The sequence below is a fragment of the Flavobacterium geliluteum genome (assembly GCF_017948595.1).
In the GTDB taxonomy this organism is placed as follows: domain Bacteria; phylum Bacteroidota; class Bacteroidia; order Flavobacteriales; family Flavobacteriaceae; genus Flavobacterium; species Flavobacterium flavipigmentatum.
This window is the reverse complement of the sequence record NZ_JAGFBV010000017.1, coordinates 80,454-103,674: the sequence shown is the minus strand read 5'-3', so window position 1 is coordinate 103,674 and position 23,221 is coordinate 80,454. Positions and strand designations below refer to the sequence as shown.

The 23,221-nt window shown below is 34.4% G+C and carries 18 protein-coding genes and 2 tRNA genes; 12 read left to right on the top strand and 8 right to left on the bottom strand.

Translation table 11 applies throughout. The features are described from left to right. Positions 1-182: 182 nt before the first annotated feature. The 5 genes from J3495_RS11835 to trxA form a co-directional block, all read right to left on the bottom strand. Positions 183-256 (bottom strand) — tRNA-Asp (locus J3495_RS11835). A 290-nt stretch (positions 257-546) separates the two neighbouring features. Continuing rightward, a tRNA-Asp gene (locus J3495_RS11830) sits at positions 547-620 on the bottom strand. Between the two features lie 86 nt (positions 621-706). Further along, entirely contained in the window at positions 707-1,633 is a 927-nt protein-coding gene (locus tag J3495_RS11825) for a DUF58 domain-containing protein (protein ID WP_210666759.1), read from the bottom strand. Then, complete coding sequence (locus J3495_RS11820; protein ID WP_210666758.1) at positions 1,630-4,203, bottom strand: M1 family metallopeptidase; 2,574 nt, start codon at positions 4,201-4,203, stop codon at positions 1,630-1,632. Before J3495_RS11820 ends, J3495_RS11825 begins: the two co-directional genes overlap by 4 nt. Before the next feature lie 124 nt (positions 4,204-4,327). Then, the gene (trxA, locus tag J3495_RS11815; RefSeq protein WP_024980008.1) at positions 4,328-4,645 is read right to left on the bottom strand and encodes a thioredoxin; all 318 of its coding nucleotides are present in this window, start codon (positions 4,643-4,645) and stop codon (positions 4,328-4,330) included. 263 nt (positions 4,646-4,908) lie between these two features. Here trxA and J3495_RS11810 point away from each other — a divergent pair, with 263 nt between their 5' ends. From J3495_RS11810 to J3495_RS11790, 5 genes are all read left to right on the top strand, one after another. Further along, complete coding sequence (locus J3495_RS11810; protein ID WP_210666757.1) at positions 4,909-7,371, top strand: AsmA family protein; 2,463 nt, start codon at positions 4,909-4,911, stop codon at positions 7,369-7,371. Between the two features lie 300 nt (positions 7,372-7,671). After that, complete coding sequence (locus J3495_RS11805) at positions 7,672-8,895, top strand: DNA cytosine methyltransferase (protein WP_210666756.1); 1,224 nt, start codon at positions 7,672-7,674, stop codon at positions 8,893-8,895. Continuing rightward, positions 8,886-11,048: an ATP-binding protein gene (locus tag J3495_RS11800; protein WP_210666755.1), complete on the top strand. Its 2,163-nt coding sequence runs from the start codon at positions 8,886-8,888 to the stop codon at positions 11,046-11,048. The genes J3495_RS11805 and J3495_RS11800 overlap by 10 nt, the downstream gene beginning before the upstream one ends. A gap of 5 nt (positions 11,049-11,053) precedes the next feature. Continuing rightward, complete coding sequence (locus J3495_RS11795; RefSeq protein WP_210666754.1) at positions 11,054-12,403, top strand: hypothetical protein; 1,350 nt, start codon at positions 11,054-11,056, stop codon at positions 12,401-12,403. 314 nt (positions 12,404-12,717) lie between these two features. Then, on the top strand, positions 12,718-13,032 hold the full coding sequence (locus J3495_RS11790; protein WP_210666753.1) for an HPF/RaiA family ribosome-associated protein: 315 nt from the start codon (positions 12,718-12,720) through the stop codon (positions 13,030-13,032). 98 nt (positions 13,033-13,130) lie between these two features. Here J3495_RS11790 and J3495_RS11785 read toward each other — a convergent pair whose 3' ends face one another. Further along, complete coding sequence (locus J3495_RS11785) at positions 13,131-13,811, bottom strand: hypothetical protein (protein WP_210666752.1); 681 nt, start codon at positions 13,809-13,811, stop codon at positions 13,131-13,133. A 263-nt stretch (positions 13,812-14,074) separates the two neighbouring features. On the opposite strand from J3495_RS11785, the gene J3495_RS11780 reads away from it, so the two are divergent. The 5 genes from J3495_RS11780 (at position 14,075) to J3495_RS11760 (ending at position 18,108) form a co-directional block, all read left to right on the top strand. Then, on the top strand, positions 14,075-14,566 hold the full coding sequence (locus J3495_RS11780) for a nuclear transport factor 2 family protein (RefSeq protein ID WP_210666751.1): 492 nt from the start codon (positions 14,075-14,077) through the stop codon (positions 14,564-14,566). A 261-nt stretch (positions 14,567-14,827) separates the two neighbouring features. After that, on the top strand, positions 14,828-16,210 hold the full coding sequence (locus J3495_RS11775) for an ammonium transporter (RefSeq protein ID WP_210666750.1): 1,383 nt from the start codon (positions 14,828-14,830) through the stop codon (positions 16,208-16,210). A 140-nt stretch (positions 16,211-16,350) separates the two neighbouring features. Then, the gene (gene trmB / locus J3495_RS11770; protein ID WP_210666766.1) at positions 16,351-17,028 is read left to right on the top strand and encodes a tRNA (guanosine(46)-N7)-methyltransferase TrmB; all 678 of its coding nucleotides are present in this window, start codon (positions 16,351-16,353) and stop codon (positions 17,026-17,028) included. A 43-nt stretch (positions 17,029-17,071) separates the two neighbouring features. Further along, positions 17,072-17,707, top strand: a complete 636-nt coding sequence (locus J3495_RS11765; RefSeq protein ID WP_210666749.1) for a LysE family transporter — start codon at positions 17,072-17,074, stop codon at positions 17,705-17,707. A gap of 74 nt (positions 17,708-17,781) precedes the next feature. Beyond that, positions 17,782-18,108 carry an MGMT family protein gene (locus J3495_RS11760; RefSeq protein WP_210666748.1) on the top strand — a complete coding sequence of 109 codons (327 nt, stop codon included), beginning with the start codon at positions 17,782-17,784 and terminating at the stop codon, positions 18,106-18,108. 149 nt (positions 18,109-18,257) lie between these two features. Here the strand turns inward: J3495_RS11760 and J3495_RS11755 are convergent, their stop codons facing one another. Both J3495_RS11755 and J3495_RS11750 read right to left on the bottom strand, forming a co-directional pair. Further along, positions 18,258-19,583 carry a sensor histidine kinase gene (locus J3495_RS11755; protein WP_210666747.1) on the bottom strand — a complete coding sequence of 442 codons (1,326 nt, stop codon included), beginning with the start codon at positions 19,581-19,583 and terminating at the stop codon, positions 18,258-18,260. Between the two features lie 2 nt (positions 19,584-19,585). Further along, entirely contained in the window at positions 19,586-20,932 is a 1,347-nt protein-coding gene (locus tag J3495_RS11750; RefSeq protein WP_210666746.1) for a sigma-54-dependent transcriptional regulator, read from the bottom strand. A 159-nt stretch (positions 20,933-21,091) separates the two neighbouring features. On the opposite strand from J3495_RS11750, the gene J3495_RS11745 reads away from it, so the two are divergent. Together J3495_RS11745 and J3495_RS11740 are read left to right on the top strand one after the other, a co-directional pair. Then, the gene (locus J3495_RS11745) at positions 21,092-22,339 is read left to right on the top strand and encodes an efflux RND transporter periplasmic adaptor subunit (RefSeq protein ID WP_210666745.1); all 1,248 of its coding nucleotides are present in this window, start codon (positions 21,092-21,094) and stop codon (positions 22,337-22,339) included. A 96-nt stretch (positions 22,340-22,435) separates the two neighbouring features. Next, positions 22,436-23,143, top strand: a complete 708-nt coding sequence (locus J3495_RS11740) for an ABC transporter ATP-binding protein (protein ID WP_210666744.1) — start codon at positions 22,436-22,438, stop codon at positions 23,141-23,143. Positions 23,144-23,221 lie beyond the last annotated feature (78 nt).

The following is a 23,221-nucleotide window of genomic DNA, read 5'->3' as shown; positions in this document are numbered from 1 at the left end:
TTCAATGCTAAAATAAAAGCATTCAGATCAAAATTCAGAGGTGTGAGGAATGTGGAATACTTCCTTTTTAGACTCACTACTATTTATGCATAATTTTTATAACTCCACAGGTTTTCGTGTTGATCCTAAAACATATTAAAAACAAAGAAGCCTTTCTATTTAGAAAGGCTTCTTTTTAAAAGCGGTCTGGACGGGACTCGAACCCGCGACCCCATGCGTGACAGGCATGTATTCTAACCAACTGAACTACCAAACCCACTGCTTTATTGTGACTGCAAAAATACAATAGAACTTGGATTCTACAAGGTTTTTTGCGTTTTTTAAACAAATAAATTCAAGATTTTCTTAATCCCTTGATTTCTATCAAAATACAAAAACAAAAGTTATTTAAATCAAAAAAGCCATCCACAAAAGTGGAAAGCTTTTCATTGGTCTAACTACTAAACCGGCTACGAGTTACAAATTCGTAGCAAACAACACAACTAATCTTAGATACCGTATTTGGGCAAAAAAGCCTTTCTGTTAAGAAAGGCTTCCCCAATATTGCGGTCTGGACGGGACTCGAACCCGCGACCCCATGCGTGACAGGCATGTATTCTAACCAACTGAACTACCAAACCTCTGCGTTATTGCGGTTGCAAAGATAGTACAGAATTTCGTTTCTGCAAGTGTTTTGGTAAAAAAAATCGAATAAAATTTAAAATCCTTAGCCAAAGTTTTGTTTTTCAACTAAATATGTGGTCAGTATTTTTTCAAAATTATCTCCAACATTGACCGAAACATACTTAATTTGGTTCTTTGCACACGTTAAAGCCAGCTTCTTAAAATATTCTTCTGCCCTTTTTTCGTATTCTAACTTCACATTATCGGCAAAAATAGATACTTCTTCACCACTTTCTAAGTCGATAAATTTGCGCGGTGTATTATCAAAATCAAATTTAAGTTCTGTTTTGTCATCAACGACATGAAACAAAACTACTTTGTGCTTGTTGTGCTTTAAATGTTGCAACGCATTAAAAAGCTTCTCATCGTCTGCCGACTGAAACATATCTGTAAACAAAATAATCATCGAACGACGATGCATTTTCTCTGCAATTTGATGCAAATAGGTAATTGTATCGGTGCTTTTCTTGACTTTTGGCTGCACCAATAATTGTTCTAATTTATTAAGCAACATCCTATGATGGCGATCACTTCCTTTCTCCGGCGCATAATATTCGTAACTGTCTGAAAAAACGCTCAACCCAACGGCATCGCGCTGTTTCTTTAAAATATTCATCAAAACGGCTGATGCTAAAACCGAGAAACCTATCTTTTTTTCGTAAAAAGGCTGATCCGATTTTAGCTCCGGATAATGCATTGACGACGAATTATCAACAATAATATGACATCGCAAATTGGTTTCTTCCTCAAAACGTTTGGTATACAAACGGTCTGTTTTGGCAAATAGTTTCCAATCGATATGTTTGGTACTTTCTCCAACATTGTAGACTTTATGCTCTGCAAATTCTGCTGAAAATCCGTGAAATGGACTTTTATGCATTCCCGAAATAAAACCTTCGACCACTTGATTCGCCAACATTTCGAGATGCTGAAAACTTGATATTTTTTCTATTTCCGATTCAATTCTCATTCGGTTTCTTTTTTAATATTTTGCGCACGGTACAACGCATCTGTAGCTTGCCATAATTTCCTTTTTAATATCGGACTAAAATTAGGGTTTTCTTTTAAAAATGTCTGCACAACCTCAAAAGCTTCTTTCGAAGAATATTTTCCAATGGTATTATTCAGCCAGTCTTTTGGAAAGAAAATGTCCCCTGTTCGCTGAATTTCTTCGATTAAATCTAAAGAAAATTTGAGGTATTTTTTAGCACTTTCCTGGCGCAAAGGATGATGAAAATTAGCCAAACCAACCGAAACCCACGACTCTTTTTCGCGATTCTTATCCTCTTTCAAAGATTCCATAAATGCATCCCGCACCGATTCTTCCTGTGACAAAGACGGCAATAAAAACTCAAATCGTCTTTGCTTATCCGAATTCGTGATCGCAGTTTTGGCTGCATTCAATATTTCGGCTGCTTTTTCATGTTTAAAGATAGCCAAATTCATCGCTATATTGGTATAATCGTCTTCGTTTAATTTCAAGCTTGAAATCACATTTTGCTTGCTCCATATTGCATACAATTTCTCTTTTCCTGAGTCTGAGTACGCGATTGAGGCAAACAAATTAAACAACGTTTTTTTGATGTTGCTTGGCAAATTGGCCTGTAAACGCCCGTAAAGAACATCTTCAAGCTGTTTTTGAGCCATTATTTGCTGTCTTTCTGTCAAAAGTTTCCAAAAAACAACACTTGCCTGATTGGTCAACAATTTCAAAACCAATTCGTTTTGCTCTGCCTCAATTCCCTTCATAAAACAATCAAAAGCGGCAGTTGGCGCCACAGTACCTATCAGCATGTTTTCGTAAAGATTAAGATAAGCAGCACCTCTCGCCACTTCGTCCTTCACTGTCAAAAGATACTCTAAATGATTCCCGTCAAGCGGAAAAACTCCGTACCCAAAACCGTTTGAGTTATAAATAATAGCAAGCGGTTTCATCAGGCCAACAGCTGCTGTCAAATTGACTTTTTGCTCTTTCAAATTGACCTTTATCGTCTTGATTTCGTTAGGATAAAGCAACGTAATATCAAAAATCTGAGGCCAAAAATTTCCAGATTTATCTTCCGCTTTTTGCTGAATTTCAAACTTTTTGATTCGGTTTTGAGTGTCATATTCAATTTTATCTGTAAAAATCGCCCTGCCCGATTTCTTTACCCAAACCTCACTCCATTTTTGCATATCAAGAGGCGTTTCGGCATCCAGAATGGTAACCAGATTACTCCAGTCGGCATTGTCGTTGGCGTATTTTGTAATGTACTTTTGAATTCCTTTTTGAAAAGCCGCTTCACCCATCGAAGCTTCCAACTGGCGCATCATAATGGGCGCTTTATTGTAAATAATGCCTCCGTAAAGCGATCCTGCATTTTTCAAATTGGCTAAATTTTGTTTGATTGGATGTGTGCCCAACGATCGGTCTTCCGCGTAAGCGTTAGGATAATGAGCCGTAAGAAACTGTAAATTATGATTGATTTTCGGAAAAATTGGATTCATTATTTTATCGGCCATGAAATTGGCAAAAACCTCTTTCATCCACACATCATCAAACCATTTCATCGTGACTAAATCGCCAAACCACATGTGCGAAGTTTCGTGAGCAATGAGTTTTGCACGATCTAATTTCTCGCTATCTGTGGCGCTATTATCCAAAAACAAAGTCGATTCGCGGTACTGAATGGCGCCCACATGCTCCATACCGCCATATTGAAAACCCGGAATTGTCGCAAAATCGAGTTTTTGAAACGGAAATTTATAATGGGTGTATTTTTCTAAAAAATCTAAAGATTGCTGATGGAGTTTGAAGATTGTATCTGTACTGACCTGAATTTTTTCAGGATTGTTTTCACGGTACAACATCGTCATTTCCATACCCGGATTCTGGGTAATACTTTTAAATTTCCCAGCAACAAAAGAAAACAAATACGAACTCATTTTGTCTGATTCACCAAAGGTATAAGTGACCGTATTCTCGGTCTCCATTTTCTCTTTTACATCCGCACCAGCCAAAACCGACCAGTCTTTTGGAACCGTAAACCTCAGTTTATAAGTCGCTTTAATATCCGGCTGATCCAAACAAGGGAAAACCGTACTGGCCCTGTCGGGAACCAACAAAGTATACAAATAATCGTCATTGCGATTTAAGGATAAATTACCCGCGATAAAGACTATTTCAACTTTGTTTGGCCCTAAAATCAAATTTTCTGTTGGGATAATGATATGTTCTTTTTCGTGTACAATCGCACTATTTTTTCCGTTTATCTTTACGGATTTTATATTTTGAGATTTTTCATTAAAATCCAAATACAAAGGATTATTTAAATCTGAAACAGAAAGATTTAGAACCAAATTTGAAGCAATTTCCTCGTCTTTTTTATTCGGAATCACAAACGATAATGCATACAGAACGTTTGTGAGTTGTTTTTTTCTAAAAATAGCCAACTCCTGAGAAACTCCTTTCTCCAGCAAGATGCTTTGTTTTTGCTTTGATTGAGAAAAACCAAACACAATTGCGGTAAAAAAACTAAGAAAGCAGGAAATCATTTTCATTTGAAGGCGAATTTAAGATTCGATAAAAATAAAAAAAAGGATTGACTCTCTACCACATACTTTCAGGAAATAAAAAAGGCTTGACTTTCGCCAAACCTTTTTTATGTCAATTATAATCTCTCGATTACAACAAAGCGTCTAAACTATCTGCGTAGGTTTGTTTCGGAGCAACTCCTACTTGTTTTCCTACTACTTCACCGTTATGAAAAACCAAAACGGTTGGTATGTTGCGCACACCATATTTTGCGGCAAATTCTTGGTTGGCATCTACATCAACTTTTCCAACAACTACTTTACCTTCGTATTCGTTGCTTAATTCGTCAATGATTGGCCCCACCATTCTACAAGGTCCGCACCATGCTGCCCAAAAGTCTACCATTACTGGTTTATCTGATTTTAAAACTACTTCTTCAAAAGTAGCATCTGTTATTGCTAATGCCATAATAATTTTTATTTAAAGTTACTCCTTTTGAATTTCCGCGGGGAGACAATTTCTAATATGTTTCTTTTAGGGTACAAATTTAGAAATTTAAAACAAAAGAAACAGCATTAACAAATTAGTTTTGATTATAAATGTATTGTCATTCGTTATATCGAGAATAATCCTCTTATCTATTAGCATTCCCGAAATAATAATTGAAGATTCTATTTTGAAAACCCCGTTAGTATTTAACCTACCTTTAGTCTTCTCAAAAACACATCTCAATGAATCTGACTTTACAGAAAATAAAAAGCGTTTTACGATCGGTACGTTTTCAAAAATATGCCAGACGTATTGCTTTTTTTGTTGTTGGATGTATCAGTTTACTTTTGATCGCCTGCGGTGGTTTGTCGATTTATTTTAATCAGAATAAAACCGAAATCGTTGCAAAGATAAATGCTAAAATCAACGAAAACATTAACGGGAAGTTTCATGTGGGCGACTTTCAATATAAATTTCTAATTGGTTTTCCAAATTTTACTTTAGCATTAAAAGAGGTAGAACTCAAAGACAATAACTGGGGCAGTCACCAACACACGCTCTTGAAAGCACGAGAAATAGAAGCCCGCCTGAATATCTGGAGTCTGTTGCAAAACGAAATCAACATCAAAAAAATATACCTCAACGACGCACAAATTTATATTTACAAAGCCGAAAACGGGTATTCGAACGCCGATATTTTTAAACCAAAAAATAAAAAATCACTCGAAAACAGCGAAAAAGAAACTACGATCCTCAACGAAATCACACTCAACCACGTACATTTTACTTTAGACAATCGCCTCGGTCATAAACTATTCGATTTTGATATCGACCGTTTAGAATCTAAAATTGCTTTTAAAAATGATAACTGGCAAACCGATTTGCATCTTAAAACCAGCATTACAAGTCTGGCTTTTAACACAAAACTGGGCTCTTTTGCACAACAAAAAAAGCTCGAAGGCATTTTTAAAGTTGCTTTCTTATCAAAGAAACAACTCATAAATGTCACTACCCAAAACCTTAAAATTGGAACTGACCGTTTTGATATTATCGCTTTTTTTAATGTGGGAAAAAACAATTCTTTGTTCGGAATCAATATCAACACGCATATTTTATGGCGAAATGCTGCTAATTTACTGTCACAAAATATCAATTCTCAGCTCAATCGCTTTGATTTGAAAAAGGAAATTGCCGTCAATTGCGACATCAAAGGCGATCTAAATAGCAAAGGCGACCCCAAAATTGTCGTGCATGCCGAAATCAGAAACAACACACTCAGCATTCCCGACGGACATATTACCGATTGCAGTTTCTCAGGATTTTTTACCAATAATTTCAAGCCTAAAGAAGGTTTTAACGATGCTAATTCGGCGATTATCATAAGTCGTTTTTCGGGTAAATTCAAAAATATTCCGGTAACGGTGCCTCAAGTTGTCATTAGCAATCTCAACAAACCCATCGCCACAGGAACCGCAAAATCTGACTTTGATATTCAGAATCTTAACGAAATGAGCAACGACAAATGGATTCATTTTTCTAACGGTCACGCCACCGCTAACCTAAAATTCCAGTTTGACATCGTTGATTTATACATTACAAAACCACGTTTTATTGGTAATATCGATGTCAAAAATGTGTCCTTTCTTTATATTCCCAAAAATGTACACGCCGAAAACATTAACGTACAACTCAACTTTACAGAAAAAGCATTATTTATTGATAAAATCACCTACAAACACAATAAAAACATCATTTTTATCGACGGAAAAATCGATGATTTCCTCAATTTATATTACGATGCTCCAGAAAAAATGGTCGCCAACTGGAACATCTACGCTCCTTATATTGACCTCAAACAATTTTTGGGCATTTTGGCTTCTACGCAGAAAAACAAAGTGGCAAAAAAAAGAACCAACAACACCACGCTTTCTGAACAGTTAAGAACTACAATCGAGAAATGTATGGTCGCCATTAATATCAAAGCCGACAAAATAACGTACAACAAACTAACGGCCACCAACACAAAAGCCAATATCCGGATGATCGACTCGCAACTGTTTATAAAAAACGGTTCGCTGCAAACTTCTGGCGGAAGCATTACCTTTAATAGTGTTGTGGCGCCAATCGGAAAAAATTATTCCTTTAGCTCCAATGCGCAAGTAAACAAGGTTGCTATTGCGAGTTTTTTGCGATCGTTTAACAATTTCGGCATCCAGTCTTTTAGTCCCAACAACATTCAAGGAAAACTCAGCAGTCAGGCCAATATTAAGGGTTTTATAAGTAGCAAAGGCGAACTCATTACCAACTCGATGCAAGGAAAACTCAGTTTTACCGTTCATCAGGGCGCTTTGCAAAACTTTGAACCTATTGTAAAAATCGGAAAATTTGCCTTTCCGTTTCGCGATGTCAACAACATTACTTTTAGCGATCTCTCAGGCAATCTCGACGTGCATGGCGAGCAGATCCGGGTGAATGACCTCACTATTAGTTCGAATATTTTAAACTTTGATATCGACGGAATTTACTCCTTTGGCCGAGGTACCAATCTCGCCCTCACCATCCCACTCCGAAATTCTAAAAACGACGCTCAATTGCCCACTAAAGCCGAGCGCGATGCCGTTCGCGACCGCGGGATCATTCTGCATTTACTAGCCGTAGACGATGATGGGAAAATAAAAATCAAATGGGGAAAGAAGGAAAAGTAAAATATAATTGATCATTAAAAAAAACCGTATTTATACTCTATCATGTTTTTTTGTTTATTACTATACTTGTTTAAACAAAATTTTTAATGTATTACGGTTTTACATAATGAATGTATTTATTTAATAGAGTATATTTGTTTTAAATTAATAAATTCAATTTTAATAGAATTTTATTTATTAATTTTGAATGAAAAATACTACTTTTAAGTATTGCTTCGAAATAGGATTAAAATCTTTCGTTACTAATTATTTAAAAATTTGAAAACACACTTGAATTAAATATTCAGGAATTATTTAATTATGGAGAATAATCTCAATTTTATTGATTTATTTGCCGGGGCGTCTGGTATGTCCGAAGGATTTATCAAAGCAGGGTTTAATCCTGTGTCTCATATCGAAATGAATCCAGAAGCCTGCTTAACGATTAAAACCAGAGCAGCATATCATTATTTAAAATCAAATAACAATCTTGATTTATATTACAAATACATAAAAAACGAAATTACTCAGGAAGCTTTTTATAAAGAAATTCCAAGCGAAATCCTTAATTCTGTTTTAAACGTAGAAATCAACGATGATACGATTTCTGGACTTTTCGAAAAGATTAAACAATCAGGAAAAACCATTGATCTAATCATTGGCGGACCTCCTTGTCAGGCTTATTCTTTATTAAGAAGGCATCAGGATAAAATTGAGAAAGATCCAAGAAATAAGTTATATATTCAGTACGGTAGATTTCTTAAAGAATTTAAGCCAAAAGCATTTGTTTTTGAAAACGTTCCTGGATTATTAACTGCAAATAAAGGAGAACATTTCAAAAATCTAAAAGCTTATTTTAGAAGGATTGGATACGAAGTATATCATGAAACTTTAATCGCATCAGATTTCGGAGTTTTACAAGCTAGAAAAAGAATTATTATTGTTGGTTGGAAAAAAGATAATGATTTCGGATTTCCAGAATTTGAAAAAATAATTCAACAATTTAAAGTTAATGATGCCTTTCAGGATTTACCAAAACTAAAACCGGGAGAAGGATTTAAAACAACGAAATATACAGAAACAAAAAACGAATATCTTGAAAAGTTTGAATTGCGAAATGGAGTTGATTTTGTCACACAACATATTTCAAGACCTCATAATCCAAGAGATTTAGCTATCTATAAAACTGCGATTCAAAAATGGAATAAAGGACAGGAGAGATTGCGCTATCCTGATTTACCCGAAGAATTGAAAACACACAAAAATGAAACTTCATTTACAGATCGGTACAAAGTAATTGATGGATTAGGAATTTCTCATACTGTTGTTGCCCATATTGCCAAAGACGGTCATTATTATATTCACCCTGATATAAAACAATGTCGTTCTATATCTGTACGTGAAGCAGCAAGATTACAATCATTTCCTGATGATTTTTATTTTGAAGGTTCTCGTTCTGCAGCATTCAAACAAATTGGTAATGCAGTACCGCCATTAATGGCAAATGCGATTGCAAAAAAGATGAAAGTTCTATTATGTCAATAAAAAAACACAATATAAAAGCGAAAAGCCATATACTTTCATTACTAGGAGATGAATTAATAGGTAGTGATAGTTTAGCAATTTTTGAATTAGTTAAAAATGCTTATGATGCAGATGCAACTAAAGTAAAAGTCTCTTTTATTAACCTTAATCAAGAAAATCAAAAAATAATTATTGAAGATAATGGAAACGGTATGTTTTCAAATATAATTCAAGATGTTTGGTTAACTATAGGAACTGATTTTAAAAGAGGAAAAAACAGAAAAGAAAGTCCTTTATTCAACAGAGTTTCTTTTGGCAATAAGGGTGTAGGTCGACTTGCGGTACATAAATTAGCCAAAAAAATCACATTAGAAACTCAAGCTAGAAATGATATGTTTTCTAGTAGATTAGAAATTGACTGGCCAAAGCTAATTGATTCCAAAGAATTTATTCAGGACTTAGAAGTTGATGTAGAAACTATAGGTGAAGCTTTATTTGAAGATGGTCATGGAACGAGAATAATACTTAATAATCTCGCAACCAAGATTTGGACAAAAAAAACACTTAAAGATTTAGTTAGAAAAGTTAATAATATTAAAAACCCTTTTAAACAAAACCCTAATTTTGAAATTATAATTGAAGCAAATGATTATCATGATGAATGGATAAAAGAAGTATCCGATTCTATAGAAATTTTAGAAGACTCTTTGTATCAATTTAATTTTGAGATATATCAAGACTCTAATAATCCTAATGGTTTAGTTTCTGTAAAATTTAAGTATTTTTTCAATCCACCAAAGCAAACAAACTTATTAAAAAGAGAAGAAGAAATAATAATTAATGAAATTCATATAGGTACTTTATTTAAAGATATTGATGAAGAAAAAGAAGTATTCCATTTTCTTAGAAATAAAGATTTAGATGGTATAGGTAATTTTAAAGGTCAATTTTATGTTTATAACCAAAATTCTAATTTATTAAAGATGAATTTTGGAGGACAGATTAATGCTATAAAACAATTCATAAAAGATAATTGTGGCATTAAAATTTTTAGAGATAATATTAGGGTATATAACTATGGGGAACCATTCGATGATTGGTTAGGTCTAGATTTAGATAAAATCCAAAGAGCTGGTGATCATTTTGGAAAAAAAGTTACTGTTGGTGCTATAGAACTAAATCTCAAAGATAGTAATGATGGACTTATTGAAAAAACCAATAGAGAAGGATTTATTGATAATCATATATTTGAAAAATTTAGATTTATAACTAAAGATCTTTTTTATTTATTTGAAAAGCAGGCTGAGGAGGATAAAGATTTAATAGAAGAATTTTTAGAGGGAACAAAACCTATAAAAAAAGTAGGATTTGGAGATACTATTAAAGAGTTGGAAATTAAACTAAAAAGCAAAGACTTAGACAAAGAACTTTCTCCACTCTTAACAAGAATAGATAAAGACTATACTGCTATGAGGGATATTATGGTAAATTCTGGCATGACAGGTTTAAATTTAGGAGTTGCTTTTCATGAAGTTGACAGAGAAGTTCGTGTCATTAATCAAGAATTAAATATTGAAGGAAACAATGTTGATTTAGAAAGCATTAAAGACAAAATCAAAAATTTAGTTCAAATTTTAGAGAGTTTATCACCTTTATTAAGACAGAACAAAAGTAACTTAACTTCTGCTAAGAAAATTGTTGAAATTGCAATAAAAAGAAATATTAATAGATTTAAATATCATAATGTTGTTTTTTCTAGCCCTCTATTGTCCAATGAAAACCCTGACATTACTTTCAAAGTGCCAACGAATTTATTAATTTCTTCAATTTCAAATATCATTGATAACTCTTTATATTGGACAAAAGCAAAGGTTGATTTATCAGTTATTAATAATGAAAACTATAAACCAGCTATCTATATTGGAACTGATATAGATTCTTTTGAAGGACCAGCAATTATTATTGCCGATAATGGTTTAGGGTTTTCTGTAGAACCAGAATATATGACTCAACCATTTAAAACAAAGAAAAGTGGTGGAATGGGGCTTGGTTTGTATTTTTCTGATGTTGTAATGAACATGGTCGGTGGAAAATTAATTTTCCCAGATTCACTTGATTTAAATATTCCTAAAGCCTATGATGGTGCATGTATAGCTTTAGTATTCCCTAAATAACTCTTATGATTGAAAAACAAAACAAAATTATCATAGTTGATAATTCAGAAGATGAATTAGAAAGATTAGGCAAAGTATTCTTAGAAATTGGAGTTGGGTGCAGAACTTTTCTTTATGCAACTGATTATGATGCAGAACCATTAAAAAATGTAAGAATAGCATTTTTTGATATAAACCTTACATTAGGTAAAGAATTTTTAAGTGGTGAAGAAAAAGAAGAAATTATAGCCAATCACTCTGCTGTTCTCAATGATTTAGCATATGCTATTGAGCAATTTATTTCTATTGAAAATGGCCCTTATGCATTAATTTTTTGGACTAAAAATAAAGAGCTAATTGATGCTTTTATTCAATATGTTAATGAAAGAAAAATAGCGATTCCTAATCCTATTATAATTACCCATATTGACAAAACACAAATTACAGACGACAATGTAGGAACTCTTCCTCAGCTTGTTTTAGATTTATTAAATTCTAATGAAAAAATAAAATTTCTTTTTGATTTAGAAAACAATGCCAAAAAATCTGGTGAGAATACTTTAAACAGAATATATGACATTCTTCCAAAGAATGACCCTTGGGGTGAAAGCCAACAACTTTTTGAAGATTTAGATAAAGTTTTATCTAAAATTGCCGCTTCTACTCTTGGTTTTGGTCATGCAAAAGAAAACCCTAAAAAGGCTGTTTATGAAGGATTGCTTCCTATACTAAATTATGAGTTTTTAAACAGTGAAAGCAATATCAATTGGAATGATATTGTGGCTCAGTTGAATCAAGCTCAAAAGTATAATGATATTGTAAGTCCAGACATAAACATTCAACATAAGGTTAATGCTCTTTATCACATAGAAGAGTACAATAAACAAACTAAAGATACTCGTGGATGTATAATTGAAATTGATAAAAATAACCCGGAATTAATAGCTTCTTTTGGTATTAATAACTACGATACATGGTTTAATGATTTAATACCGATTGATGATAAAATTATTAGAAAGGCTATAAGAGGTAGTTCAAAAATGATTGCATTAGAATTTAGTGCAGCTTGTGATTATTCCAATAAAAAGAACAGAATCAATAAGTATATTTTAGGTGTTGTTACAGATCATTTTGATATAGATACTTTTCTAAATAAAGTAAGAAGAAGTGAAAGCAGTTACCATATAGGTGGTTGTTGCTTTCAGCATAACAATACAAATTATAATATATGGTTGAACCTTAATTATGTATTTGGCACTTTTGAAAACGATGAAAGATTTGGTAATCCACTATTTATTTTAAAGAAAGAAATTATGGATATGCTAGGCAATAAATATGCAAGTCATATATCAAGAATTGGTATTACAAGTTTTTAAAAAAATTGCTGCTTTCGTTAATTCAGAATTCTTCAACGGAAAAGATTGGGAACCAGAAATCCTCGTTTCTGGGTCTAACTATATCAAAAAGAATTTAGATTCCTGCATTCTCAAAATTCAAAACGCAAGTAATGAAATACAGAATACTTAATTCACTTTTATTGCGGAGCTACTTACGAAGGTCCCTCATTCTTCGGAATGAAAAACGTGGCGTTGAAATTCTCCAAAAAATTTCATAATCTTTCCTTAACTCATTTGTCTCTTCATCTTTATTTGGGTAATTTGGTGGATATAATTTTTAAACATAAACCAATATGAAGATTCAAATCAACACCGACAAAAACATAGAAGGACATGAGAGACTAGAAACCTATTTTTCAGGAGAACTGGAAAAAGGATTGGCGCGCTTCGAGGAAAAAATAACCCGTATTGAAGTGCATTTTGGAGACGAAAATGGCGAAAAATTCAGTCTGAACGATAAAAAATGCTTGATCGAAGTTCGTATTGCTAACCTGCAACCCATTACAGTTACCGAACATTCAGATACTATAGAAAAAGCTTTTAGCGGTGCCTTGGCAAAAATTAAAAAATCATTGACTACAACTTTCGAAAAAATGAAAGAATATTAAATTAAAGAGTTTCTAAGTCTCAAAGAGACAAAGGCGCTAAGGTTTTCTTTGCACCTTTGTCTCTTTGTTGCTTTGCACCTTTATAAATGAACTTTTTCTTACGATTTTGGCAACGGGGCGCCTACAGCAATATCACATCTGTGACCCGGTTTTCCGTGTGCTGGATTCATCCCGTCTGCTGTGGTTACAACTTCTTTATTGGCGCTTTCTGTACTCAATAAAGTAGGAACCGCTGGATTGGAAGTTGGCGGTGTAACGTTAAATGTTTTTGAAGTAGTTCCCGACTGTGGTGGCGCTGCCGCAGGAGTAGCAACCGGAGTATTCAAGGGTGTTCCCACAGGAATATCACATCTGTGTCTGGGTTGTCCATGCGACGGGTTCATTCCTTTACCCACTTTTACCGGGGCAACAGTCGTAGTGGTCACAACTTTATTTTGATTCGGATTTACTTGTACTTGTGGTGCCTGTTGTGGTGCAGCAGACTGGGCTTGGGTAGCAGCCGAATTTAACGGTGCACCTACGGAAATATCACAACGATGTCCGGGTTGTCCGTGAGCGGGATTTAGAGCTCCCGAATTTACCGAACCACTATTCATCACAACATTTTGGCTGCCCGCAGGCATTTCTACAACCGATTTTGTTTTTGCTGTATCTTTTGCAAGTCCTAATGCTACCAACTCAGAGGCTGGTGTGTTTTCTTGAGGTTCTAATTCTTTTTTACAAGAAACAAAAGCTAAAGAACTAATGAATAATGTACTTATTAAGATTTTCGGATTCATAATTGCAGTATTTTAAAGCACTCAAATATACTTGTTTTTTTAAAATTAAACCACATCATTAGTAGAAGATAATTTAGACCTTAATTTCAATACCTTTCTTTTTTGTACTCAGAAAGAGGTAAAGTTGCAGTAAAAATTCAAAAATAAAAACTTTTCGCCTTTGCGAATATGCCAGGGATCTGTAGGCATCAATTACTGAGGGTTTGTATTTCTTATATCATTGAAAATTTCTAACTTTAAACCCAACAAATTTAACTTAAACCATGAAAAAAACAATACTCCTTTTATTGTTCGTTGCTACTTTTGCCAATGCACAAACTACAGAAAAAGACAAAATCAGTCAAACGCTGGATAGCTGGCATAAAGCGGCTGCCGAAACTAAGTTTGAAACCTATTTTAATTTGATGGCGGATGACGCTATTTTTATCGGAACTGACGCTACCGAAAACTGGAACAAAAAAGATTTTCAGGTTTGGGCTAAACCGTTTTTCGATAGAGGAAAAGCATGGAATTTTACTGCACTGGAGCGTCATATCTTTTTAGACAAAACTGGAAAAACGGCTTGGTTTGATGAATTACTCAATACGCAAATGAAAATTTGTCGCGGTTCGGGAGTTTTGATCAAAGTTGGCAAAGAATGGAAGATTCAGCATTATGTTTTATCCATGACAATTCCGAATGATCATGTTGATGCGATTACAGCCATAAAAGCCCCGATCGAAGACGCCTTGATTACCCAACTTCAAAAAAAATAAACAAAATACTCCTTTGTTATGATAATCCTAACTTTTTAGGACGTAAAAAAAAGTCATTAGCAATTTCATTATAACATATTTAGCAATTATAAAGGCTATTTGGAACCTCTAAATAACATACTTTCAAAAAAAGGAACCCAATTTTAAAAAATCGATTAAAATAAAACCACAACCTCTCTTTTAATCATCCTAAAAACCAAAATATCTATTTTTTTTTAACTTTGACCCCAAAAAAAATAGGGTTCAATAAAGTATTTGAAAATGAAAATAGAAAGACGCTGGATCATTTCCTTTATTATTATTAGTATCGTTTGCATTTTAGGGGCTTTTTGGCCAACCGTTGCCGAAAACACGTATGTACTGTCTAAGTTTGGTACTACAAAAGACATCGTGCCAGCTGACGTCGCTTGGATGTTAACTTCTTGTTGTTTAGTATTAATTATGACGCCTGGATTATCTTTTTTTTATGGCGGAATGGTCGGCAAGAAAAACGTGATTTCTACCATGCTGCAAAGTTTTATTTGCTTGGGCGTAGTCACTCTTTTGTGGGTAGTTGTCGCCTTTAGCCTTGCTTTTGGAGAACCTGTCGGTTTTAGCTCCGGAGGTCATTTTTATAGCTTTTTCGGTAATCCTGCTACTTTTACTTTTATGGATTACGTTACTATTTTACCTCACAAACAATTGGCTAATACAATTCCGTTTATGCTTTTTGCATTGTTTCAGATGAAATTTGCCATCATTGCTCCCGCTATTATTACGGGATCATTTGCAGAGCGCGTACGTTTTATCTCCTATTTACTTTTTATCAGCTTGTTTACGATTTTTATATACGCTCCTTTGTGCCACTCTGTTTGGTATCCAACAGGAATATTGGGCAGTTATTTTGGTGTAAAAGATTTTGCGGGAGGAACCGTGGTACACATGAGTTCGGGCTTTGCTGCTTTGGCTGGAGTAATTGTTTTGGGCAAGAGAAAAAATAGTCAGCATATCCCAACCAATATCCCGTTTGTCTTATTAGGAACAGGGATGTTATGGTTTGGTTGGTTTGGGTTTAACGCTGGTTCTGCACTTGCGGCCAACGGAACCGCCGCAATGGCTTTTGCAACTACTACCACCTCATCGGCGGCAGCCATGTTAACCTGGATTTTCTTTGATCGAATTAATGGTAGGAAAGTATCGGCTTTAGGAGCTTGTATCGGAGCCGTAGTTGGTTTGGTAGCCATTACACCCGCTGCCGGATATGTTTCTGTACCCGAAAGTATGTTTTTTGGATTTATTACAGCTTTAGTTTCCAATTCGGCTGTAAATTGTCGTTTTTCAAAACGTTTTGATGATACTTTGGATGTTTTTGCCTGTCACGGCGTTGGCGGAATTATGGGGATGATCCTCACGGCGATCTTTGCTCACGGCGAAAATGCAAGTTTACTGCATGGCGGATGGAATGTTTTTGCACACCACATGATGGCATTGGTATTGGTTTCGCTGTTTACTTTCTTTGGTGCGTATTTTTTATTCAAAGTGACCAATTTTATCATTCCACTTCGCGTTTCAGAAGAAAACGAACACATCGGATTGGATTTATCACAACACGATGAAACATTAGATCCAAAGTTGAAACCAATAACAGAACCGCATTACGGTTGATTTTTTTGCCACAAATTTTAAAGATTCTCACAGATTAAAAAAAAAGGAATCCAATAAATCTGTCAAATCTGTGGCAAAAAACAAAAGCAGTCTGATTCATTCGTTTATATTCCTTAATTTTGCTGAAAATTTTTGTAAAAGTGGGAAGTAAAAATAAACTAAAAAGATTCAGAGAAAACGAAACATTTCAAAACGTTTTCCAACCAACCAGAGAAGAAGTTGTAGGCGATTTAATGCCTTTGAAAGGGAAATGGAATTCTGATTTCTTTAAAAATGACAATCCATTAGTTTTAGAATTAGGATGTGGAAAAGGAGAATATTCAGTCGGATTAGCCGAAAGATATCCGAACAAAAATTTTATCGGGATTGACATCAAAGGGGCCCGATTCTGGAGAGGCGCCAAAACCGCTGTTGAAAATGGCTTGCACAATGTTGCTTTCGTACGAACTCAAATCGAGTTAATCAATCATATTTTTGCCGATAATGAGGTAGACGAAATCTGGATCACTTTTCCTGATCCACAAATCAAATACAAAAGGACAAAGCACCGTATGACCAATTCGGAGTTCTTGAAATTGTATAAAAAAATCCTCAAAAAAGACGGTGTTGTCAACCTAAAAACAGACAGCGAATTCATGCATGGCTATACTTTAGGATTGCTGCACGGAGAAGGTCACGAGGTTTTGTACGCCAACCATAATGTGTACAAAAACGAAGGAAGTCCGGAGGAAGTTACTGCTTTTCAGACTTTCTACGAAAAACAATATTTAGAAATTAATAAGGCAATTACGTATATTCGTTTTAAAATTAAAGACTAATTTTAATTTTAACAACAATTTTTCGAACCCATTATCCAACTGAATGGCATTATTTATTCCTTTACTTTCTGGCTTTTTAGCCGCTTTCATCGGTATTATTCCTCCGGGTTTAATCAACATGACGGCTGCTAAAATCAATTTGAAAGAAGGAAAAAAGAATGCTTTGTGGTTTGTAGTGGGCGCCGTGTTTGTTATCTTTTTTCAGGTTTATCTGGCGGTACTTTTTGCCCGGGTAATCGACAATCGACCAGACGTTCTAACTTTATTGCGCGAAGTTGGCTTTGTAATCTTTTCAATCCTTACGATCTACTTTTTGTTTATCGCCAAAGAACCCATTGCAAAGAAATCTAAGATTAAAAAAAGCAGTAAAAAAAGCCGTTTTTTTCTGGGAATGCTCCTTTCCGGACTAAATTTTTTCCCCATTCCGTATTATGTTGTGGTTAGTGTGACACTGGCTTCCTATAATCTTTTTGAATTTCAAAATAATATCATTTTTACTTTTGTGTTCGGTTCTGTTCTAGGTTCGTTTGCTGCTCTATACAGCTATATTGGTTTTTTTGGAAGAATAGAAAAGAAAACCGATTATCTCATGCGAAACATGAATACCATCATTGGAAGCATCACGGGCTTGATTGCGATAGTAACGCTTTTTAATATTTTGAGTTACTATTTTGGTTGAAAAATGCGGAAAAGATCATTTTTTTGTAAATAAAAGCATTTTAATCTCTACATCTGTGGCAAAAAGACCTATATATGACAGAAGATAATTTTTTCGAAAAAGTTTATGTTATTGCGAAGCAAATCCCTTACGGGAAAGTGACTTCGTATGGCGCCATCGCAAAAGCTTTAGGAACTGCTCGTTCGGCAAGAATGGTCGGCTGGGCGATGAATGCCTGTCATAACAGAGAAGATATTCCGGCTCACCGAGTCGTCAACCGAAAAGGGCTTTTGACCGGAAAACATCATTTTGACGGAACCAATTTGATGCAGCAACTTCTGGAAAGCGAAGGGATCGAAGTCGTTAACAATCAAATTATTGACTTTGAAAAACACTTCTGGACTCCTGAAATGGAGCTTTAAATTTTCTTTACATACAAACAACCACAATCTTGTCATTCCTGAGGAAAGAGGAATAGCAGCAATGTATCTGAACACTGTACATAAAAATCTTTGTCGAGCTACTTACAGAGATTCTTCGTTCCTCGGAATGATAAAAAATAGGCATGAAATCAGATCAGACAAATTACAAAATGGGTTTTTTCTGCATCTGCCTGATGCGTCAGATAACCTCCATGCGCTTCAATAATGTTTTTAGAAAGTGTCAATCCAATTCCGGCGCCGTCTTTTCTGGTAGTAAAAAACGGCAGAAAAACTTTGTCTCTAATCTCTGCGTCAATTCCTTTTCCATTGTCTGAAATCGTGATAAAAAAACGATTGTTTTCGGTATAACACGACAAGAAAAGCTTTTTATCTTCCTTTTCTTTTAGAGCATGAATACTGTTTGTAATCAAATTAATAATCACCTGCTCCATTTGATTTTTATCAATCGGAATAGACCGCAAACTGCTGATTTCGTTTATCAATTGAATATTTTCTGCCTTCAAAATTGGAGACATGATTTTCAGACAATCCTCAAAAAGCACATTAATCGGGGTCATTTTTTTAATTGGAGTGGGAAGCATTGCCAGTTTTCGATAATTCTCAACAAAAACCTGCAAATGGTCGCTTCTGTTGATGATCGTCGAAATACTACTTTTAATATCATCAAAATCATCTTCTTCAAGTTTTTCCTGATCAACAATATCGAGTAAATTTTGCGAAAGCGCCCGAATTGGAGTCAGGGAATTCATCAATTCATGCGAAATAATTTTCATCAAATTAATCCAGGCTTCTTTTTCTTTTTTCTCAATCACGCGCTGGATACTATCCAACATAACAATAAAATATTCTTTGTTATACGACTTCGTCTGCGATGTTTGCAGCATGAAAGTTTGTAAATCCTGTTGTTCTATTTTTATCGAAATTGCCGACTTAAGCTCTGTAAAATATGTCTTTTCTATTTCTTCACAAAGTGATGGAAGGTAATTTTTAAGGTATTTCCAGTGACTCACTTTTGGCACTTTAAACAAAGTCGAAAAACAATCATTCATCATGAAAATGCTCCATTCTTCGTTTTCTTTTTCCAAAATTAAGGTAGCCGTATCAATACTGTTTAAAATCGAGCGATAAATCATTTCTTTTGACTTCTGCTCTTGCTGTTTCTCTTTTAAAGTTTCGTACAAAAGATACAAACTCGTGAAATTTTTCTTTTTTTGCTCTTCAGAAAAATGAGTCGAAAAATCATTGTGAAGAATGGAAAGTAGGGTTTTATCATAGAAAATCAGTTGATTTCTGATATAAACATACATTTCGATAAAAAATACCACTACAAAAAATGCTGTCAAAAGTGCGTTGTAATAAAAATGCTTTTCGATCAGAAAAACAAACAAAAAAAAGAGTACCATAATAAGCAAAACTCTTGCAAACAAAGCGTTATAAAACTTCCAGTTTTTCATTATTAGCTATTTTTCAAGTCATACTTTTCGATTCTTCGGTACAAAGAAGCTCTTGACAATCCAAGCTCTTCGGCTGTTTTGCTAATGTTTCCGTTATGCTTAAACAATGCTTTCTCGATTGCATTGCGTTCTATTTCCGATAGAGGATTTTCTTCGTTTTCCTGAAAATCTTCAAAATCCAGAATATCAAGATCCTTTACCGAAATCGTATTGTTTTCGGCCAAAATCAAGGCTCTTTCTATTTTATTTTCCATCTCGCGTACATTTCCTTTCCATGCATATTTTTCTAAATAAGACTGCACATTAGCGTCAAAGCGGCAATTATACTGATTGTATTTTTCAGCAATTTGCTCTAAAATAAAATGTGCCATCGGAAAAATATCTTCTTTTCTTTCGCGCAACGAAGGCAAATTAATTTCCATAGTATTAATGCGATACAATAAATCCTCACGGAAAGTTTTGTTCTTTACCTCGGTTTTTATATCGCAGTTGGTTGCAGAAATTATTCGGACATTTAGTGGCCGTGGTTTACTTTCGCCCAAACGAGTAACCGTTTTAGTTTGTAAAACATGTAATAATTTTGCTTGTAAATGCAACGGAATATTCCCGATTTCGTCAAGAAAAATAGTGCCGTTTGATGCCGTTTCAAATCTTCCTGCAGTATCTGCCTTGGCATCTGTAAAAGCACCTTTGGCATAGCCAAACAATTCACTTTCAAACAAACTATCACTCAAAGAACCCAAATCTACATGTACAAAAGGCTTGTCTTTGCGCTCAGAATGTTGATGAATATATTGTGCAAAAACATATTTACCAGTTCCGTTCTCCCCCAAAATAAGTACATTTGCATCGGTTTTGGCTACTTTTTCAGCAATAGAATAGGCTTGTTTTATTTTTGGAGAAGTACCGGTGAAATATCTTTTTTCAATGACTTTTACAATTTCTTTCTTTGAGTTTTTTCGGCTTTCTACTACGGCTTTTTCAATTGTTACGAGTAATTTTTCGTTGTGCCAAGGTTTTAAAACATAATCAAAAGCGCCCATTTTTATGCCTTCAACGGCAGTATCAATTTTGCCGAATGCCGTCATCAAAATCACGACAGTTTGTGGAGAAAGCATTCTGATTTCTTTGAGCCAATGAATTCCTTCGCGTCCATCTTCAAAACCAATCCGGTAATTCATATCCAACAGAACGACGTCTATTTCATTTTCATTTAAAATAGTAATAATCTTTTTTGGATTGTTTGCCGTAAAAATAGATTCGAAATTCTTTTTAAGAATCATTTTAGCCGAAAAAAGGATTTCTTCCTGGTCGTCAACGATCAATATCTGAGCTTGTTTTTTTCGCATGAGTTTGATTTTTGTTCGATTCTGAACGGTCAACTGTTCATTATCGAACACTTAGTTTAAACCTGTTTTTTTTAGACTCCTTTAGAACCAGTACTTTACCAATTTTAATTCTTTTGGCACAGTATTTACCTATTGGTAATCAACAAATTAATTAAAGAAATGGACAAGACAATTCCTCGTAAAAATAGAAAATTTAGATATCTCACAATAGGAATTTGTGTTTTTTTAGTTGTCTCAACAATTGCTTTTTTTTCATTTAATAAAAAAAGAACCTTAAATGTAAAAATTGACGAACTGATGGTTCAAAAAGTAGAGAAAGCCTTTTTTGAAGATTTTATCGTTTTTCAAGCCAAAGTAGAGCCTCTAAATGTGATGTTGGTCAATGTGACTGAAGGCGGCTCTGTAAAAGAAATATTTGCAGAAAATGGCGCAATGGTCATCAAAGGGCAGCCTCTTGCGAGATTGTACAACCCGAATACAGAACTTAATTATCTAACGCAAGAGACCGCAATCATTGAACAAATTAATAATTTGAACACAGGAAAACTCAATATTAGAAATCAGGAACTGAATTTGACTAAAGATCTGGTTTTGATTGAGCATGATTATAATGATGCCAAAAGAGTGTATGATATGAACTCGAAATTGTTTGAAAAAGACGTGATTTCTAAAAATGATTGGAATACTTTTAAGGAGAGTCTTCGATTTCAGGAAGAACGAAAAAAAACCATTCAGAAAACCATTCAGAAAGAGAAACAAACCAATCAAATTCAAATTTCACAGATTAATAATTCGATCAGGATTATGGAGCAAAGTCTGGATATTTTACGAAATAACAAAAAGAATTTCCTGATTACAGCCCCGGAATCGGGCAGACTGACTTCGTTTCAGCCCGTTTTAGGAAAAACATTTCAAGCAGGCGAAAGCATCGGTAAAATAGACGCTCAACAAGGTTACAAACTCACTGCTGAAGTGGATGAATTTTATCTCGAAAAAGTTCGAGAAGGTCTGAAAGGTCAGGTAGAATTTAAAAGGAAAGATCTTGAAGTATCGATTACCAAAGTAATTCCGGAAGTAAAAAACGGTCATTTTATAGTAGAATTGGTTTTTACATCCAAAGAAAATATAGCCTTACAAGACGGACTCAGTTTTGGTGTAAAACTTATTTTATCAGAGAAAAATAAAATTTTGGTGGTCTCAAAAGGAAGTTTTAATCAGGAAACGGCAGGAAAATGGATTTTTGTAATGAAAGGCCAAAATAAAGCCGAAAAAAGAAACATCAAATTGGGTAGAGAAAACCATTCTTATTACGAAGTTTTAGAAGGTTTAAAAGAAGGCGAATCTGTTATCATTTCGTCATATTCTGATTATAAAGATTTTGAGGAATTGGCCATAAGTTCTCAGTAGTTTGCATTCTCAGTAACAGTTAACAATTCACAGTTTACAAAGGTTTCAATCATCAATCAAAAAAACAAAATCAACAACAGCTAATATTTTAAAACTATGATCACAATTCAAAATTTAACCAAAGTTTTTAGGACCGAAGAAGTAGAAACCGCTGCTTTGAGTGGTATCAATTTAGAGATCAAAAAAGGAGATTTCCTCACCATTATGGGGCCTTCGGGCTGTGGAAAATCCACTTTACTGAATATTATTGGACTTCTGGATAGTGCAAACACTGGGAGTTACCAACTTTTGAACCAGGAAATGATTGGTTTGAAAGAAAAAGGAAGAGCGGCTGTTCGAAAAGAAAATATCGGATTCATTTTTCAGAACTTCAACCTAATTGATGAACTTTCGGTGTATGATAATATCGAGTTGCCTTTGCTTTACAACAATGTAAAATCTTCTGAAAGAAAACAAAAAATTGAGGCTATTGCAGAAAAACTGAATATCTCGCACCGCTTGAAGCATTTTCCGCAACAACTTTCGGGCGGACAACAACAAAGAGTTGCCGTGGCTAGAGCTTTGGTAAACGACCCAAAAATCATTCTGGCCGATGAGCCAACCGGAAATTTAGACAGTAAAAATGGTAATGAAGTGATGGAACTCCTAACCGATTTGCATGCCAAAGGTGCCACTATTTTGATGGTAACTCACTCTGACTATGATGCCTCTTTTTCTCAAAAAACAATTCACATGAAGGACGGAATTATCTTTTCTGAAAGACTTAATCAGCGTAATGTTGATGTTTTTATGGATACTAAATAGTCTTAAAAATGATCAAAATTATTGTAAGCGCAATCGTAATTCTGGTAGAATTTGTTTGCAAAGTATTGACTATTCTTT

Coding starts and splice junctions, on each gene's coding strand:
- J3495_RS11755 (WP_210666747.1), bottom strand. CDS start 19,583: ATGAAAAACTGGAAGTTTTATAACGCTTTGTTTGCAAGAGTTTTGCTT.
- J3495_RS11775 (WP_210666750.1), top strand. CDS start 14,828: ATGAAAATAGAAAGACGCTGGATCATTTCCTTTATTATTATTAGTATC.
- J3495_RS11795 (WP_210666754.1), top strand. CDS start 11,054: ATGATTGAAAAACAAAACAAAATTATCATAGTTGATAATTCAGAAGAT.
- J3495_RS11825 (WP_210666759.1), bottom strand. CDS start 1,633: ATGAGAATTGAATCGGAAATAGAAAAAATATCAAGTTTTCAGCATCTC.
- J3495_RS11780 (WP_210666751.1), top strand. CDS start 14,075: ATGAAAAAAACAATACTCCTTTTATTGTTCGTTGCTACTTTTGCCAAT.
- J3495_RS11740 (WP_210666744.1), top strand. CDS start 22,436: ATGATCACAATTCAAAATTTAACCAAAGTTTTTAGGACCGAAGAAGTA.
- J3495_RS11765 (WP_210666749.1), top strand. CDS start 17,072: ATGGCATTATTTATTCCTTTACTTTCTGGCTTTTTAGCCGCTTTCATC.
- J3495_RS11790 (WP_210666753.1), top strand. CDS start 12,718: ATGAAGATTCAAATCAACACCGACAAAAACATAGAAGGACATGAGAGA.
- J3495_RS11745 (WP_210666745.1), top strand. CDS start 21,092: ATGGACAAGACAATTCCTCGTAAAAATAGAAAATTTAGATATCTCACA.
- J3495_RS11785 (WP_210666752.1), bottom strand. CDS start 13,811: ATGAATCCGAAAATCTTAATAAGTACATTATTCATTAGTTCTTTAGCT.
- J3495_RS11760 (WP_210666748.1), top strand. CDS start 17,782: ATGACAGAAGATAATTTTTTCGAAAAAGTTTATGTTATTGCGAAGCAA.
- J3495_RS11820 (WP_210666758.1), bottom strand. CDS start 4,203: ATGAAAATGATTTCCTGCTTTCTTAGTTTTTTTACCGCAATTGTGTTT.
- J3495_RS11750 (WP_210666746.1), bottom strand. CDS start 20,932: ATGCGAAAAAAACAAGCTCAGATATTGATCGTTGACGACCAGGAAGAA.
- trxA (WP_024980008.1), bottom strand. CDS start 4,645: ATGGCATTAGCAATAACAGATGCTACTTTTGAAGAAGTAGTTTTAAAA.
- J3495_RS11800 (WP_210666755.1), top strand. CDS start 8,886: ATGTCAATAAAAAAACACAATATAAAAGCGAAAAGCCATATACTTTCA.
- J3495_RS11805 (WP_210666756.1), top strand. CDS start 7,672: ATGGAGAATAATCTCAATTTTATTGATTTATTTGCCGGGGCGTCTGGT.
- J3495_RS11810 (WP_210666757.1), top strand. CDS start 4,909: ATGAATCTGACTTTACAGAAAATAAAAAGCGTTTTACGATCGGTACGT.